This window comes from Candidatus Thiodictyon syntrophicum (assembly GCF_002813775.1).
Lineage (GTDB): Bacteria > Pseudomonadota > Gammaproteobacteria > Chromatiales > Chromatiaceae > Thiodictyon > Thiodictyon syntrophicum.
In genome coordinates, this window is record NZ_CP020370.1 from 897,501 (window position 1) to 913,830 (window position 16,330).

Here is a 16,330-nt window from a genome sequence, read left to right on the forward strand (position 1 = left end):
TAGCTTTGCACTGGACTTTGAACCTACTTGTGTAGGATAGGTGGGAGGCTGTGAAGCGGCGACGCCAGTTGTCGTGGAGCCATCCTTGAAATACCACCCTGGTATGTTCGGAGTTCTAACCTCGACCCGTGATCCGGGTCAGGGACAGTGCATGGTGGGTAGTTTGACTGGGGCGGTCTCCTCCTAAAGTGTAACGGAGGAGCACGAAGGTACCCTCAGCGCGGTCGGAAATCGCGCGATGAGTGCAAAGGCATAAGGGTGCTTGACTGCGAGACAGACAAGTCGAGCAGGTACGAAAGTAGGTCTTAGTGATCCGGTGGTTCTGTATGGAAGGGCCATCGCTCAACGGATAAAAGGTACTCCGGGGATAACAGGCTGATACCGCCCAAGAGTTCATATCGACGGCGGTGTTTGGCACCTCGATGTCGGCTCATCACATCCTGGGGCTGAAGTCGGTCCCAAGGGTATGGCTGTTCGCCATTTAAAGTGGTACGCGAGCTGGGTTTAGAACGTCGTGAGACAGTTCGGTCCCTATCTGCCGTGGGCGTTGGAGACTTGAGGGAAGCTGCTCCTAGTACGAGAGGACCGGAGTGGACGTACCCCTGGTGTTCCGGTTGTCACGCCAGTGGCATTGCCGGGTAGCTATGTACGGACGGGATAACCGCTGAAAGCATCTAAGCGGGAAGCCCCTCCCAAGATGAGGTCTCCCTGGACCCTTGAGGTCCCTGAAGGTCCGTCGAAGACCACGACGTTGATAGGCGGGGTGTGGAAGCGCGGTAACGCGTGGAGCTAACCCGTACTAATTGACCGTGCGGCTTGACCATATAACACCCAAGTGCTTTGGGTGACAGCGCAACGCGCCATTTACGATCACACGAAATTGGGTCATGCCGCCGGCGGCGGGGTGACTGACGTTTTTCCTGGCGGCCATAGAGCACTGGAACCACCTGATCCCATCCCGAACTCAGAAGTGAAACGGTGTATCGCCGATGATAGTGTGGGGTCTCCCCATGCGAAAGTAGGTCACCGCTAGGGCCTTTTCCTGACAACCCCCGCGCCTCACGGCCCGGGGGTTTTCTTTTGGCGGCGCCGCAGCGCGCGGCGGCGCGGGTTGTAAGTGCGGCGGCGCGCCGCCAGTCCAGCCTGGCCTGGGATCGCCGCACCCCAGTGCGGAGCGATTTCGCAGATAGCCCGGGCGGTATGGGTTGAGCAGAGGCCGCGCCGCACTGGGGTGCGGCGCTCCCAGTAGCCGTTGCAAATGGCAGTGACGCGGAAGCAGGGGCATGCACTGCGGGATTTAGGTTGACCACGTCGCCGCCGGTGGGTGCGCCGTGCGCACCTTGGGGCTGCCCGACACACTGATTTCGGCGCTGCCTCTGAAGGTGCGCGCGGCGCACCCTACGCCCAATGGTTTGAACCATTGCGGGCGATGATACTAGTTCAATTCCTGGTTCATCGCTGGGTGTATCGGTTCAGTTCGCTGCGGCCTGGCTTGCGGGTCGATCACATACCAGCCTGACCCGAGTAGGGCCACGAGAAGCCAAAGGGCGAATTTCGGCCTTGAGGCGAAGGGATTTTTCAATCTCATGGCTGGCCTCCCGGTGACCTGGGTCATGGCAAAGGCGTCCAGGGAGCGATGCTTAGACTAAGCGGGCTTCATGCTGCTTATCCTATCCCAAGACGATCCGCCGTGACCTGATGTCCGCGTCAGAAGGTCAACTATCGGCGATAGACGGCGCGTTGCGTCGCCGGGTCCCGCGGGTCAGGCGTGGAGTATGCCGCCGTCTCGCTCGGTTGTTGGTCCGAGCTATTCAGCCTTGGCGGTCTTGGCCCCGGGCTTTGCGGCCTTGGCGTCGACCTTGGCGATCTTCGTCACGGGCTTTGCGGCCTTGGCGTCGACCTTGGCGGTCTTTGCCTCGGGCTTTGCCGCCTTGGCATCGGCCTTGGCGGTCTTTGCCTCGGGCTTTGCCGCCTTGGCATCGGCCTTGGCGGTCTTTGCCTCGGGCTTTGCGGCCTTGGCGTCGACCTTCGCGGTCTTGGCCACGGGCTTTGCCGCCTTGGCATCGGCCTTGGCGGTCTTTGCCTCGGGCTTTGCGGCCTTGGCATCGACCTTGGCGGTCTTGGCCTCGGGCTTTACCGCCTTGGCATCGACCTTGGCGGTCTTCGTCTCGGGCTTTGCCGCCTTGGCGTCGACCTTGACGGACGCTACCTCAGGTTTCGCGGCCCCCCGAGCGGCCGTCGTCTCGCTCCTGGCCGCGGGCTTAACGGTCTTGGCTTGTTGCGTCTGCGTCGGCCTTTGCTCCAGCCGCGCGCCCTCCTCGCGGACCTTGGGTCCGGGTGTCTTGGGCTCACGTTCCGACGTGCCCAGTCCACGGCAGGCGCCGTTCTGACATTTCAGCAGATAACTGTCGGAGCCGACACAGGACACCTTGAGAATCTCGCCGTCGGCGCCGCTGTTGATCAGCTGAGCCCCCGCGTCGGTCACGTTGCAGCCGCGCAGACGCGCGTACTGTTCCGCGTAGTAGGCCCAGACCCCGGTCCCGTCGGTTTGATTCAGGCTAAGCATGTTGTCTTTTGGTTCAACCGGTTCGGGGGTCGGCTGCGACGGCATCGTTCGCTCCGCCGGGCGCGGATCGGGGACTGAGTTGCTGCCATCGACCACCGGCGCCGGCGACGGGGTTGACGGCCGTGGGGCGGGCGTCGGCTGGGATGGGGAGGGGGCCGTCAGTGTGGTCGCTGCCTGATCCAGTCCCGGTGCGGGTGGCGTGGCGGTCGGGAAGGTGGACTCGCGCGGCTGAGTTGGTGCGCGAGAGGGCGTGGGTGCGGGGACGGGGTCGGCTGCCTGTTTCGGCGCGGTCCCGTCGGCCACCGTCTGGCCCCATGCCTGCACGAGGGGGGTGTTGTTACCCGCGTCGGTGCCGGTGGCGGGCGGCCCTGTGTTGGGTGATTGCGTCGGCATCGAGTTGGCGACCCGCTGCCGGTTGCTGGTCCAGTTCGAGCGCAGCGATGCGAGTGATTGCTCCAGCGCGTCCCGATAGTTCTCAGTATAGTCCACCCGTTTGGGTGACGGCTCCCCTGGGGGCTGGGAGATCAGCGTTGCGGCCAAGGCAACATTGACCCCGCCCGACTGCTCCGCGAAGGCGGAGGTAACCTCAATGACCGGCGGCACGGCGCTCTTGGCGACGCCCAAGGCCAGTGCCGATGGGGAGGCAGGGTCCAAGGGGCGCTGCATGACCAAGCGGTCGTCGGTGGAGGTGACGATGTTCCAGCCCTTGGCCCGTGCGGAACCCATGGCTAAGCCCTTGACCTCCGAGCGGGTCGCCCCTGGTATCAGGACCTGTGGCTGGTTGCCGGAAGCAAAAACATCGGAACGCATCTGGTTGCCGGCACATCCGGCGAGTAACCAGATGCCGAGCACGCACCAGCTGACAATCGTGAACCAAGGCCCCTTCACCTCTACCTCCCGCCGAACGACCAGCGCAGAACCTAATGAGTGCCGAGACACGGCACCCCAAAGCCCTGAATCTTATCACAGTGGGCGCGTCGGCAGGGCGTGCGGGGAGGGCTGTACGCCAACGGCACGGCGGTGGGTTATACCGGTTGCCAGCTGCCGGGGCCTGGCGACCTCTGCACCGGCCGCCGACGCGGCAGCCGGTGGCTGGCGGCCCCGGTGAGGCGGGTGCACCCCGGCGTGGACAGTTGGACGGGGCCTATCGCGCTGGCGCTCAGGTTTCGTCCCAAGAGCCGGAGAGTCCGTCCGTGGTCCACCAGACGATTGCCAGGAGCCCGCCTAAGACGACGGCCGTGAAGAGAGCAAAAAGTGTCCAGATCATGTGCGTCTACCCTAGGTTATTGGACTGGCGGAGCGTGCCACCGCGGTGGGGATGGTCGTCTGAGGCGATGCTCGGGTCGGCCCGGGCGCCGCTATCGATGCGTCTTCGCGCTGTGGCAATACTGGACAAAATGTCGACACACTTCCGAGGACTGGTTCGCAAAACCGGGGGCGAAGTGTGACTTAGTTCGCGGTGTGGCGAAGTGTTCGTTGTGGGCCTGGTTAGTCAGGGAGCTTGCGTCTGGTCAGCACTTGGCGGTGCCGCGGTGTTAGCATTGAGGTTTCTGGCGACCACAGAGAGAACCGTAAAGATGGCCTACGAGAAAATCAAAGTCCCGGCGGATGGAGCAAAGATCCGGGTCAACGCGGACCTGTCCCTGTCCGTGCCCGACCAGCCCATCATCCCGTACATCGAGGGCGACGGGATCGGGATCGACATCACCCCGGTGATGATCGCGGTAACCGACGCCGCCGTTCACCGCGCCTACGGCGGGAAGCGCCGGATCACTTGGATGGAGATCTACGCCGGCGAGAAGTCCACGCGCATCTATGGAGAGGACGTGTGGTTGCCGGCGGAGAGCCTGCGGGCGGTCAAGGAATTCGTGGTCTCCATCAAGGGACCCCTGACCACCCCGGTGGGCGGCGGCATCCGTTCGCTCAACGTTACCTTGCGCCAGGAGCTTGACCTCTATGTCTGCCTGCGGCCGGTACGCTACTTCACCGGGACCCCGAGTCCGCTCAAGGAGCCGCAGCACACCGACATGGTGATCTTCCGTGAGAACGCGGAGGACATCTACGCCGGCATCGAGTGGCAGGAGGGAACCCCCGAGGTCAAGAAGGTCATCGAGTTCCTGCAGCGCGAGATGGGTGTCACCAAAATCCGCTTCCCCGCGACCTCCGGGATCGGCATCAAGCCGGTCTCGCGGGAAGGGACCGAGCGGCTGGTCCGCCGGGCCATTGCCTACGCCATCGACAACGATCGCGCCTCGGTGACCCTGGTCCACAAGGGCAACATCATGAAATTTACCGAGGGCGCCTTCAAGCAGTGGGGTTATGATCTGGCAAAGTCCGAGTTCGGCGCGGTGGAGATCGAGGGCGGACCCTGGTGCCGCTTCAAGAACCCCAAGACGGGCCGCGACATCGTGGTCAAGGACGTCATCGCGGACGCCTTCCTCCAGCAGATCCTGCTGCGGCCCAAGGACTATTCGGTGATCGCCACGCTCAACCTCAACGGTGACTACATCTCCGACGCCCTGGCGGCGCAGGTTGGGGGTATCGGGATGGCCCCAGGGGCCAACCTGTCGGACTCGGTGGCTATGTTCGAGGCGACCCACGGTACCGCTCCCAAGTACGCGGGCAAGGATCAGGTTAACCCCTGTTCCCTGATCCTGTCCGCCGAGATGATGTTGCGGCATATGGGCTGGACCGAGGCGGCCGACCTGATCATCAAGGGCGTAGAGGGCGCGATCGCCGACAAGACCGTAACCTATGACCTGGAGCGGCTGATGCCGGGGGCCACCAAGCTGAGTTGCTCGGCCTTTGGCGCGGCGATGATCGCGAAAATGTAGGGTGCGCGCGGCTGGTCCCGCGCCGCCCGCACGCGGCGAGGCGGGCGTGCCGATCGGTCGGCACGCCCGGTGGCGCGGCGTCGGCCCCGGCGCCGCGAATCGCGTCGGGTGGGCGCTTCAGCCCACCCGGTGGACCTGGGCGGCGTGCAGGCCCTTGGGGCCCTGGGTCACTTCAAATTCAACTTTTTGCCCTTCTCTCAAGGTCTTATATCCGTCCATGTCGATTGATGAGAAGTGCACGAAGACGTCTTCTTCGCGACCGTCGGGCTTGACGAACCCGTAACCCTTCGCGTTGTTGAACCATTTCACAATACCGGTGATCATTTGGGGCATACTCCTCCGGGAGGCTCCGAGGTGTGCTCGGTGTAGTCTTTATCGTGTCGTCCGGCGCCATACCTTGATTCCGGCGAGCGGCGCCATACGTCGCTAGTATAGTGGGCTGATTTGTCTGGTCAAACCGGCCCGGCGCCGGGGTCCCTGGCCACGCCCGGTCGCGCCCTTGCCCGCGAGTCCGGTCCCCGCCGACGGCGGCGGCGAGGGCGGGGACGGATGACTGACCGTAACAGCGCGACCAGCGCGAGTCACACTCAGACGAAATATGTCCAGAATCCCGAACCATGAGTGATCAGATCCCCAATGAGGAGCGAGAGTCCGGGCTGGCCGTGCAAGAGGCGCGGCCCAAGCTGCGTCGGCCGCCGCTCTTCAAGGTCATGCTGCTGAACGACGACTACACCCCGATGGAGTTTGTGGTGCAGGTACTGGAGACCTTTTTTGCGATGACCCGGGAGAAGGCCACCCAGATCATGCTGCATGTGCACACGCGGGGCGTGGGTGTGTGCGGCGTCTATACGCGGGACATCGCCGAGACCAAGGTCATCCAGGTCAACGATTTTTCTCGCAGTCATCAGCATCCGCTGATGTGTACTATGGAGGAGGCATGAAGCAGGTCGGCGCTGTCGGCGCGAATGCCCTGGAGTCCCGCGCGCGGCAGTGGTCCACAAGTAACGCCGCGCCCGCGTCAAAGCAGATAGAATCGGTTTCCTTAACCCCGCTTGGACGAGTCCGATGCTGAGTAAAGAGCTTGAGTTCACGTTGAACCGCGCGTTCAAAGAGGCGCGTGAGAAGCACCACGAGTACATGACCGTGGAACACATGCTCCTGTCCCTCCTGGATAATCCGGCGGCGGCCAAGGTCTTGCGCGCCTGCGGTGCCGACGCGGAGCGGCTGCGCCGGGAGATTACGGCCTTCATCGACGAAACAACGCCGTTGATCCCGGCCAACGAGGACCGCGACACCCAGCCGACCCTGGGCTTCCAGCGGGTGCTTCAGCGGGCCGTCTTTCATGTGCAGTCCGCGGGTAAGAAGGAGGTCACGGGTGCCAACGTCCTGGTCGCCCTGTTCAGCGAGCAGGACTCGCAAGCGGTGTACCTGTTGAACCAGCAGGACATCACCCGGCTCGACATCGTCAACTACATCTCGCACGGGATCTCGAAGGTCCCGGGTGAGAGCGCGGAGGACGAGGGTCACGGGGACGCGGACGAAATGCGCGGGGACGAGAAGGGGGGTTCCAGTCCGCTGGAGAGCTTCGCCACCAATCTCAACGAGATGGCCCGTCAGGGCCGGATTGACCCACTGATCGGACGGGCGGCGGAGGTCGAGCGCACCGTGCAGATCCTGTGTCGTCGACGCAAGAACAACCCGTTGTTCGTGGGCGAGGCCGGGGTCGGCAAGACCGCTATCGCCGAGGGTCTGGCCAAGAAGATCGTGGATCGGGAGGTCCCCGAGGTGCTCAAGGATGCGGTGATCTATGCCCTCGATCTGGGTGGGCTGGTGGCGGGCACCAAATACCGGGGCGACTTCGAGAAGCGCCTGAAGGCCGTCCTCGCCCAGCTCAAGCGGCTGCCGCGCGCCATCCTGTTCATTGATGAGATCCACACTATCATCGGCGCCGGGTCGGCCTCCGGCGGGGTCATGGACGCCTCCAACCTGATCAAGCCGGTCCTCGCCTCGGGCGATTTACGCTGCATCGGCTCGACGACCTATCAGGAGTACCGGGGCATCTTTGAAAAAGACCGGGCGCTGGCCCGGCGCTTTCAGAAGATCGACGTCGAGGAACCGAGTGTGGAGGAGACCATCGAGATCCTGAAGGGGCTCAAGTCTCGCTTCGAGGCCCACCACCAGGTCACCTACACCAATCCGGCCCTGCGTGCCGCGGCGGAGCTCTCCAACCGCTACATCAATGATCGGCACCTGCCCGACAAGGCCATCGACGTCATCGACGAGGCCGGGGCCAATGTGCAGTTGATGAGCCCGGCGAAACGCAAGAAGCGCATCGACGTGGCGGACGTCGAGTCGATCGTCGCCAAGATCGCCCGCATCCCGCCGAAAAAGGTCTCGGTGTCGGACACCGAGTCGCTGCGTAATCTGGACCGGGACCTGAAGATGGTCGTCTATGGGCAGGAGGCGGCCATCGACGCGCTGACCTCGGCCATTCGCATGAATCGCTCCGGGCTGGGGCACGAGGAGAAGCCGATCGGCTCCTTCCTGTTTACCGGCCCCACCGGGGTGGGCAAGACCGAGGTCACCCGCCAACTCGCCCGCATCCTGGGGATGGAACTGATCCGCTTCGACATGTCCGAGTACATGGAGCGGCACACGGTATCACGCCTGATCGGCGCCCCGCCCGGCTATGTCGGTTTCGACCAGGGCGGCCTGCTGACCGAGGAGGTCAACAAGCACCCCCACGCGGTGCTGCTGATGGACGAGATCGAAAAGGCCCACCCGGACGTTTTCAATCTGCTGCTCCAGGTGATGGACCACGGCACCCTGACCGACAACAATGGCCGCAAGGCGGACTTCCGCAATGTGGTGTTGGTGATGACCACCAACGCCGGCGCTGAGGAGACCGCGCGCCGCTCCATGGGCTTTGCCGAGCAGGATCACTCCACGGACGGTCTGGAGGCACTCAAGCGCTACTTCACCCCCGAGTTTCGCAACCGGCTCGACGCGGTCGTGCAGTTCAGTCCCTTGAGTGCGGAGACCATCAAGAGCGTGGTCGACAAGTTTATCTTTGAGTTGGAGCATCAACTCCTGGACAAGAAGGTCTTCCTCGCCGTAGATACTGACGCCCGTGCCTGGATCGCCGCGAAGGGCTATGACCCGCGCATGGGCGCGCGCCCGATGGCCCGGGTGATCCAGAACCACATCAAGAAGCCCCTGGCGAACGAACTCCTGTTCGGATCGCTGGTCGGTGGGGGCTCGGTACGGGTCTTCGTGGAGGACGGTGAACTGGGCTTTGCCATCGATTCGGCCAAGGCCCTGGCCTGATCATCCGCGCGCGCCATTTGCGCGCGAGGCATTCATTCTTTCCAATATACCCAAGGCGGCAGCCTCAGGATATTTTTCAGGTATGTGCTATTGGGTATCGCGTTTTTCGCTTTCGACGACTCGCAGAGATCATGGATCTCCTTGATGTCGGCTTTGGCAAAGATGCGCAAAGTGTAATCTTTTGACCAGTAAACATCGCATAGTTCCATAAATCCCTTCTTTTTTCCCCAATGGAGGATTGCTTGTTGGTGATAGTCGCCAAGACGGATTGCGTCGGGCTGCGCGTGGAGCGCAATCACATCGAGATTGTATTCGTCCAGCAGTGCGGGATCGATCCCTCGTTCAGTAACCTTGGCGCTGCCAAGTCCGACATTGTCAAGCGCGATCAGGCCGGAGTGATAGGCCGCCATGCCTGCATCGCCAAGCGAAAAGCTCCTGATACCCTCGTTTTGCGAAATGCGATGTAATAGTTTTCCGAAAGCGGCGTGTGAGTCAAGGGCGCGCGGGTAGTAAGCAGCGATGGCGGCTGCTTCGCGGATACTCAGGCTGGTGCTCGCGAAAACCGCAATATAAAGCAATAACATGGCGTTGATCAGATAGCGAATCGGCACCAAGAAGGCGGGCGGTCCGTTTTCCCTTTCGGACACAAAAAAGACGCGGTTGCCTTGCAGCGAGGACAGATAGGCAACAAATAAGAACACTGGGGCGAAAATATGGAAAAGAAACCTGCTCGAATAATTCATCTGGAGGTTTGATGTCGAGTAATTGAGGATGATTATCCCAAAGGTTGCGACCAGCCAAAGAAGCAACACTCGTCGCCCATAGATAGCAAGAAGCAAGAGCGGCATTAAGAATGCAAAATAGGTGAAGAACGTGGTAAAATTGAAATGATGGCTGGCTTTTGCATAGAATGTATTAGGGAGAACGTTCCCGAAGTGGATGAAGTTAAGGACAAAATACAGCGATAAGGGTATGCCCAGCCATAACAGTGCGGTTGCGGATCGCTGCCATGTCAATGAGATGCCTGTCGGGTGTCGATTCATCCGATAACAATTGAAAGGGTGCGTTGCTGATTTCTCATCAATCAGGTAGTAGGTTGGCACCAGGGCCACCAATATCCATGACTCGGGCCTTGTGAGAAAGAGCAACAGCGTTACGGCCAGCGATGACTTCAGGTCTTGTTCGTACATTGAAATCATAAGCGCGGCAAGAAGGAAAACGAAGAGAGTCGTTTCTAAACCTCCAAAGCCATGAATCATCGTCGCAGGCAGGGCAAGAAAGACAATCAATAGCAGCCACGAGGCTCTTGCCTGGAAATAAAACCATAAGCAGAAAGCGCCGACGACAAGCAGGGAGAAAACCTTGAAAAATAGAACGACGTCGAGGTTCAGTGCGCTGGGTAAGGTGCTCAGCAACGCGTACAGCGGATTCGTATACGCCTGAGTCAGATCGATAGCGGCGGGATTATAGTTCCATACGCCTGCATCGACCAAATTCTTGCCGTATCGCCAGGCGAGAAAAGCGTCATCGACCGTAAATCTTGAAAATACCCAGAAGGATGTAACTGCGGCGGCGGGAAGGCAGATAATAATTGCCAAGTACGCAGTTTTCGGTATTTCCAGTCTAGCGATGCTTGAAGTCACAATTGAGCGCCGATTCCAGCATGCCGGGCGAGTCGCCAGAGTTTACACCAGCGGCAGGTCATCGACGGCCAGCGAAGTCGCAGTATGTGGCGACCAGCGCCAGGATCAGGAGGAGATTTTTCGCCCACTGATGGGGCGGCAAGACCTGCGGCAGGGGCGTCGCGCGACCCCGTTCGGGTGCGAAACCCCGCTCCCTCTCGGCGGGCCTGCCGCCAAGTTCGTGCGTCCGTCACGCGATAGTGTGGCGGCCGCTCTTGTCCCGGCGGGCGGCGACCGGTTCGGCCGCCTTGGTTTCGCCCTTGACTTCGCGCCCCGCATCGCTCGCCAATATCGCGTCGAACTGACAACCGCGCGCGATCCGCCGGTCCGGCGAGCAACGCCGCCACGCCCGTCGCTGGCATCACCGGGCCGGAGGACTGAACTGGTCCGTCGGGTCGCGATCCTCGGGCGGCGGTCGCAGACTAGCGCGCCCGATAGACGATGCGGCCCTTGGTCAGGTCATAGGGTGTGAGTTCCACCGTCACCTTGTCGCCGGTGAGGATTCGGATGTAGTGCTTGCGCATCTTGCCGGAGATGTGGGCGGTCACGATGTGACCGTTCTCCAGTTGTACTCGAAACACTGTATTGGGGAGGGTCTCCGTGACCGTCCCTTCCATCTGGATAACGTCGTCTTTAGACATAGTTCATGTGTACTGGAAAGCAGTTCCGGTGTCGTAAAGGGCTGGAAGTATAGCACAGGGCACCCCTACGGGCCCGGTGGCAATGACTGGCGCGGCGCCGTGACGGCCGGGCGGTCCCGCCTCAGGTGAGATCGGGGTCGCGCGCGGCGTCCAGGCCCGTCCAGCGGCGGCCATCCCAGGCCTCCATCGGCCTGAATGTCGCCTTGTAGGCCATTTTTCGTGACGCCTCAATCCAATAGCCAAGATAGACATAGGGCAGTCCGAGCCGTCGCGCGGTCGCAATCTGGGCCAGTACCGCGAAGGTTCCCAGTCCCCGCGCGGACAGCTCGGGGTCGAAGAAGGTGTAGACCGCCGACAGCCCGTGGGGGAGCAGGTCGGTGACGGCGATGCCGACCAGACGGCTGCGCAGGCGCAACTCCAGAAAGCGGGTCTCCCCGCCCCAGGGATCGACCAGGAACCGGCGGTAGCTCTCGATGCTGGCGTCGTCGGCCATACCCCCATCCGGGTGCCGGTGCGCGAGATAGCGCAGATACAGGGCAAACTGGTCCGGGTCGAAGACCGCCGGGGTCTCGATGACGGCCAGTTCCGGGGCATTGCGCGCCCAGTTGCGCCGTTGGGAGCGGTTGGGCCGGAAGTCACCGACCGGCAGGCGCACCGGCACGCAGCGGGCGCAGCCCCGGCAGGCCGGGCGGTAGACGTGGGCGCCGCTGCGGCGGAACCCCTGGTCTACCAGGGCCTGGTAGGTGGCGACGTCAATGCGGGCCAGGGGATCGACGAAGAGGGTCCGGGCGCGCCGTCCATCCAGGTAGGAGCAGGGGTGCTCGGCGGTCAGATAGAGTGCGAGTTGCCGCTCGCGATTCCCCTCGAACCCCGGGTTCATGGCCGCCCCTGCCGCTGCTGTCGCGGTGCGTCGGGCGGGCGATCCACGGGGAAGTGCAGCGCTCCGTCGTCCCAGGTCCCGATATCCCCGGGGGCGTCGCAGTAGCGCCCCAGCCGGGTGACGAACTCGGCGCGCGGCAACTCCAGCGCCCCCAGGCTCATCAGGTGCTCGGTGCGCAGTTGGCAGTCGATCAGCCCGAAGCCGCGTCCGGCAAGGAACTGGCAGAGATAGACCAGGGCCACCTTGGAGGCGTCCGCGATGCGGCTGAACATGGACTCGCCGAAGAACGCCTGACCGATGGCCACCCCATACAGGCCCCCGACCAGGAGCCCGCCATCCCACACCTCCACCGAGTGGCTGATCCCCAGGCGGTGCAGGTTTTCATAGGCGTCGATCATCTCCGGCAGGATCCAGGTGCCGTCCGAGCGGTCATCCGCGCCGCCGCCCCCGCGGTGGCGCGCGCCCGCGCAGGCGCGGATGACGGCCGCGAAGTCGCGATCCATGGTCACCCCGAACTGGCGGCGCCGCAACCGCTTGGCCAGGCTACGCGAGATGTGGATGTGCCCCGGCAACAGCACGGTGCGCGGGTCCGGGGACCACCACAGGATCGGGTCCCCGACGCTGAACCAGGGGAAGACGCCGCGCCGGTAGGCGCTGGTGAGGCGCCCAGGGCTCAGGTCCCCGCCGACCGCGAGCAGCCCGTTGGGGTGACGCAGGGCGCGCCGCACGTCCGGGAAGGGCCGCGGGTCATCGGGCGTGAGCAGCGCGATCATGAGCTCAATCAAGGGCAGCCAGCGGCCGGTGGGCGTCCGTAGCCGGCGGCTCGCGAAACGGGCTGTGGGCGTGCATCTCCTGGTGGTACTCGTTCATCCCCTGGGTCTCCTGGGCGAGAAAGCGCCCGATGGCCTCCCGAAAACGCGGGTCCGCGATCCAGTGAGCGGACCAGGTCGGCGTCGGCAGGAAGCCCCGGCTGACCTTGTGTTCACCCTGGGCGCCCGGCTCGAAGCGCGTAAGCCCCGCCGCGATACAGTGCTCCAGGCCCTGATAATAGCAAGCCTCGAAATGCAGACTGTGAAAGTCCTTGAAGCAGCCCCAGTGACGCCCGAACAGTGAGCGCTCACCCACCAGATTGAAGGCCGCGGCGACGACCTCGACTCCCCGCTGCGCGAACACCAGGAGCAGGTTGCGCCCCATGGTCCGCGCGATCTCCTGAAAGAAGGGCAGGGTCAGGGTCGGGACCCCACCGTGCTTGTCGAAGGTATCCCGGTAGAGGCGATGGAAGGTCGCCCACTGCGCCTCGCTGACCTCATCCCCGGGGATACGCCGGATGCTGACCCCGGCCTCCTGCACCCGGCGCCGCTCGCGCTTCACCTTCTTACGCTTCTGCGCGGTGAAGGTCGCCAGAAAGTCGTCGAAGGAGCGGTAGCCCGGGTTGGTCCAGTGGAACTGGCAGCCCACCCGCCGCATCAGCCCCCGTGCCTCCAACAGATCGGTCTCCGCGGCGGTGGTAAAGAGCCAGTGCAGCGATGATACCCCCAACTGCTGCGCCACCTGTAGCGCCCCGTCCGCCAGTGCCTGGGCGAACTGAGTCCGCGCCGGGGTGTCCCCGATGAGCAGCCGCGGGCCCGTCGCCGGGGTATAGGGTGAGCCCAGGACCAGCTTCGGATAATAGGCCAGCCCGTGGCGGCGGTAGGCGTCCGCCCAGGCCCAGTCGAACACGAACTCGCCGTACGAGTTGAACTTGAGATAGCAGGGGGCCGCCGCGACCAGGGCGCCCGCCGCGTCGCGCAAGGCCAGGTGCCGCGGGACCCAGCCTTGGGCCTCCCCCACGCAGCCGTGCCGCTCCATCGCGCTGAGAAACTCATGGCGCAGGAAGGGCGTGTCGGGGTCCGCGAGGCGGTTCCAGTCCGCGGCCGGAAGCTCGTCGATAGCGTCGTGGGTGCTGAGGCGGTACATGGGCCCGGGCCAGTGGTCGGTCGGTAGCGGGGAAGATGTGGGCGCATCGGCACGGTAAAACCGGTCGGATAGACGGGGGCATAGACCGTTGGGCCCATGCCTGCAGCGCCGCCGTCTCCCACCCGGGCGCAACCGTTGCGCCCCCCGACCGCCGCCCGCCGCGTCGGCGCAACCCGCTGGTCTTCTTTGACCGTGAAAGTCGCGCAGCGACGCCGTGGGAGCGGCTTCAGCCGCGCCGGGTCGCCCCGGGAACGCAACGTCCGCGTTCCCCGCGGCCTCGCATCGCGGTCCCAGGCCATAACGCTCGACCTGTGCCGCCGGCGTCAGATCCTCTGCCACCAAGACCCGGCCGCCGGCCCTATACCAAGCCCCAATCGACCCTTATTTTCGCCTGGGATTTGACCTGGATCAACCAAGCTTGACGAGAACATTCCGACTCGACTGATCGCCGACCTCGCGGCATTGGGTCACGAGGCGGACTCCGTGATGCAAGAGGACCTCACTGGACATCCCGACCCCAACGTCTGGTTCGACGACCAGGAAAGCGGTCGGCTATTGATCGCCCAGGATCTTGCTTTGTTCTGATATCCGGGACTTTCAACCGGGAACTCACTGCGGCATTGTCTTGGTTCGCCCGAGAAAACCAGGCCGTAGAGCGGTGACCCGGCGCGTACTTGCCTTGTCCATGGCTAAGGCAAGACCTTACCCCCTGTTCTCACTTACCCAAAATTAGCCTATGACTCGGTCGTCTGACCGTTGAAGTGTTCGTGGTCCGCCTGCGCGTCGGCGCGGGTGTGATGGATCACGCCGTCGCGATGATTCGGCGGTGCATAGAGGGTATAGAGCTTTAGTGCAACGGTGCCGGTATTGATAATGTTGTGCTGGGTCCCGGCGGGGACGAGTACCGCAAAACCCGGGCGGATAGCCGTGGAAACCCCATCGACAAGGGCCACGCCCGACCCTTCTTTTACATGAAAGAATTGATCCAACTGGTGCACCTCCATGCCGATATCCTCCTTTGGTTTCAAGGCCATGACAACGAGTTGACAGTTCTTCGCCGTGTAGAGCACCCGGCGAAAATCTTCGTTTTCGACAGCGACGCCTTCGAGGTCTTTGACATAGCCTTTCATAGCAGTTCTTTCAGTTCACGGCGACCTGCTGCAACAAGGTTCAGCAGTTCGGCTGCGGGTTTCGGATCGACGTGCATGGTGCGCCTGAGAGCATCGCCTTTCTGTTCGCTACCGCACTGAGCCGTTTCGGTTTTCGGTGTAACGTGCCGCGGTAGCGGTGGAAACACAGATTCCACGCCCGGGTCATGACCAGCGTGGTTATGGCTCAATACACTGAAGGAGACTCTCATGAACAAAGAACAAGTCAGAGGCCGCGTCGAGGAAGTGAAGGGCAAGATCAAGGAAGTCGCCGGACAGGTCGTCGGCAATAAAGACCTAGAGGAGAAGGGTAATAGCCAGAAGAACGCCGGTAAGGTGCTGGCGGATCTCGGTGATTATGCTGTGGATGCCAAGCGCCACCACTAAGACGGCACCGACAAGGGTCGGTAACGGACCGCCTATCGAGGATCGGTGATGACGATGCATCAACGACCGAACGCCTGGTAACAACGGCCTCCGCCCATATTGACCGATCCCTTGTTGCGTGTGCTGCATGCCGTCGGCCGCGGGCTCCGCCGCCTGGCTGTTGGCTCGCTGGCGCTGCTGATGTCTGTTCGGGGAATGGGGTTGAGGGGGGACAGGTCTTGCCTTTTGCCTCCTGTCAGGTAAAAGGCAAGACCTGACCCCTGTCCTCTGACCCCCTGTCCTCCTGAATGGGCAGAGCGGCAGCGATGCCCATCATCTCGGGGTCGCGGCGGGTTGATGGGCATCGCTGCGCTCTGCCCGCCCTACGAACTGCGCATCATGCGATCTTTCTTTGTGTCTCCGTGTCTTTGTGAGAGAACCTCTTTCTTCGAGCGATGGGGTATAGATAACGCCGTCCGAGCGGGACCCGGGCGCTAACCCGCGGCCCGCAACTGGGTCACCTTGTCCTTGGTCTCGATGAGCTCCGGCTCCGGGGCGGGCTCCAACTCCGGCCCCTTGCCCTTCAGAATGCGCTCGACGTTGCGGGCATTGCGGGCCAGGTAGATAGTCAATTCCTCCAGGTCGTGCTCGGCGAGCCCCGGCAGGACCCGGTCGCGGCGCAGGAGGTCGGCCAGGCGTTCGGCCGTCTCAAGGGCCCGGTCGTAGGCGTCCGCGGCCTTTTTGTCGGTGGTGCGCAATCTCTCGATCCCCTTCTGGTCTCTGACGACGTATTCGATCTCGATCACGGTGCCGGGCTCCCGATGCGTTGAGGCGGCGCGCGGCGAACTGCCGCGAGCGGCGCCGACAAGGGGTCAGTGTACTGTCGATAAAGTCAGTTTGAAAGTGGGGACGATGGGTTTCGCCGCGCTC

The 16,330-nt window shown here is 62.9% G+C and carries 14 protein-coding genes and 2 rRNA genes (1 of these 16 running past the window's edge); 7 read left to right on the forward strand and 9 right to left on the reverse strand.

Annotated features, from left to right (window positions below; genetic code table 11):
- Together THSYN_RS03940 and rrf are read left to right on the forward strand one after the other, a co-directional pair.
- Positions 1-824: ribosomal RNA gene (locus THSYN_RS03940) — 23S ribosomal RNA — on the forward strand (it extends 2,063 nt beyond the left edge of the window).
- A gap of 95 nt (positions 825-919) precedes the next feature.
- Positions 920-1,035 (forward strand): 5S ribosomal RNA (rrf, locus tag THSYN_RS03945).
- A 772-nt stretch (positions 1,036-1,807) separates the two neighbouring features.
- Here rrf and THSYN_RS03950 read toward each other — a convergent pair.
- Positions 1,808-3,190, reverse strand: a complete 1,383-nt coding sequence (locus THSYN_RS03950; RefSeq protein ID WP_172965227.1) for a ribosomal eL19 family protein — start codon at positions 3,188-3,190, stop codon at positions 1,808-1,810.
- Between the two features lie 953 nt (positions 3,191-4,143).
- Between THSYN_RS03950 and icd the strand changes: the two genes are divergently transcribed.
- Positions 4,144-5,400, forward strand: coding sequence for an NADP-dependent isocitrate dehydrogenase (icd, locus tag THSYN_RS03955; RefSeq protein ID WP_100917992.1), 1,257 nt, complete (start codon positions 4,144-4,146; stop codon positions 5,398-5,400).
- 117 nt (positions 5,401-5,517) lie between these two features.
- Here icd and cspD read toward each other — a convergent pair whose 3' ends face one another.
- Positions 5,518-5,724 (reverse strand): cold shock domain-containing protein CspD, encoded by a 207-nt coding sequence (cspD, locus tag THSYN_RS03960; RefSeq protein ID WP_100917993.1) that lies wholly within the window; start codon positions 5,722-5,724, stop codon positions 5,518-5,520.
- Between the two features lie 293 nt (positions 5,725-6,017).
- On the opposite strand from cspD, the gene clpS reads away from it, so the two are divergent.
- Positions 6,018-6,341, forward strand: coding sequence for an ATP-dependent Clp protease adapter ClpS (gene clpS / locus THSYN_RS03965; RefSeq protein WP_100917994.1), 324 nt, complete (start codon positions 6,018-6,020; stop codon positions 6,339-6,341).
- Between the two features lie 124 nt (positions 6,342-6,465).
- Positions 6,466-8,727, forward strand: coding sequence for an ATP-dependent Clp protease ATP-binding subunit ClpA (gene clpA / locus THSYN_RS03970; RefSeq protein WP_100917995.1), 2,262 nt, complete (start codon positions 6,466-6,468; stop codon positions 8,725-8,727).
- 32 nt (positions 8,728-8,759) lie between these two features.
- On the opposite strand, the gene THSYN_RS03975 is transcribed toward clpA, so the two are convergent.
- From THSYN_RS03975 to THSYN_RS03995, 5 genes are all read right to left on the reverse strand, one after another.
- Positions 8,760-10,325, reverse strand: coding sequence for a hypothetical protein (locus THSYN_RS03975; protein ID WP_157817442.1), 1,566 nt, complete (start codon positions 10,323-10,325; stop codon positions 8,760-8,762).
- A 506-nt stretch (positions 10,326-10,831) separates the two neighbouring features.
- Positions 10,832-11,050, reverse strand: a complete 219-nt coding sequence (gene infA / locus THSYN_RS03980; RefSeq protein WP_100917997.1) for a translation initiation factor IF-1 — start codon at positions 11,048-11,050, stop codon at positions 10,832-10,834.
- A 121-nt stretch (positions 11,051-11,171) separates the two neighbouring features.
- Positions 11,172-11,930 carry an arginyltransferase gene (locus THSYN_RS03985; RefSeq protein ID WP_100917998.1) on the reverse strand — a complete coding sequence of 253 codons (759 nt, stop codon included), beginning with the start codon at positions 11,928-11,930 and terminating at the stop codon, positions 11,172-11,174.
- Positions 11,927-12,703, reverse strand: a complete 777-nt coding sequence (gene aat / locus THSYN_RS03990) for a leucyl/phenylalanyl-tRNA--protein transferase (RefSeq protein ID WP_100917999.1) — start codon at positions 12,701-12,703, stop codon at positions 11,927-11,929. Before aat ends, THSYN_RS03985 begins: the two co-directional genes overlap by 4 nt.
- A gap of 4 nt (positions 12,704-12,707) precedes the next feature.
- Entirely contained in the window at positions 12,708-13,886 is a 1,179-nt protein-coding gene (locus THSYN_RS03995) for a GNAT family N-acetyltransferase (protein ID WP_100918000.1), read from the reverse strand.
- A gap of 462 nt (positions 13,887-14,348) precedes the next feature.
- Between THSYN_RS03995 and THSYN_RS34730 the strand changes: the two genes are divergently transcribed.
- Positions 14,349-14,471: a hypothetical protein gene (locus THSYN_RS34730; protein ID WP_236848791.1), complete on the forward strand. Its 123-nt coding sequence runs from the start codon at positions 14,349-14,351 to the stop codon at positions 14,469-14,471.
- A gap of 149 nt (positions 14,472-14,620) precedes the next feature.
- On the opposite strand, the gene THSYN_RS04000 is transcribed toward THSYN_RS34730, so the two are convergent.
- On the reverse strand, positions 14,621-15,016 hold the full coding sequence (locus tag THSYN_RS04000) for a cupin domain-containing protein (protein WP_100918001.1): 396 nt from the start codon (positions 15,014-15,016) through the stop codon (positions 14,621-14,623).
- A gap of 228 nt (positions 15,017-15,244) precedes the next feature.
- Here THSYN_RS04000 and THSYN_RS04005 point away from each other — a divergent pair, with 228 nt between their 5' ends.
- Complete coding sequence (locus tag THSYN_RS04005) at positions 15,245-15,421, forward strand: CsbD family protein (RefSeq protein ID WP_100918002.1); 177 nt, start codon at positions 15,245-15,247, stop codon at positions 15,419-15,421.
- A gap of 473 nt (positions 15,422-15,894) precedes the next feature.
- Here THSYN_RS04005 and THSYN_RS04010 read toward each other — a convergent pair whose 3' ends face one another.
- On the reverse strand, positions 15,895-16,206 hold the full coding sequence (locus THSYN_RS04010) for a YebG family protein (RefSeq protein ID WP_100918003.1): 312 nt from the start codon (positions 16,204-16,206) through the stop codon (positions 15,895-15,897).
- Between the last annotated feature and the right edge of the window lie 124 nt (positions 16,207-16,330).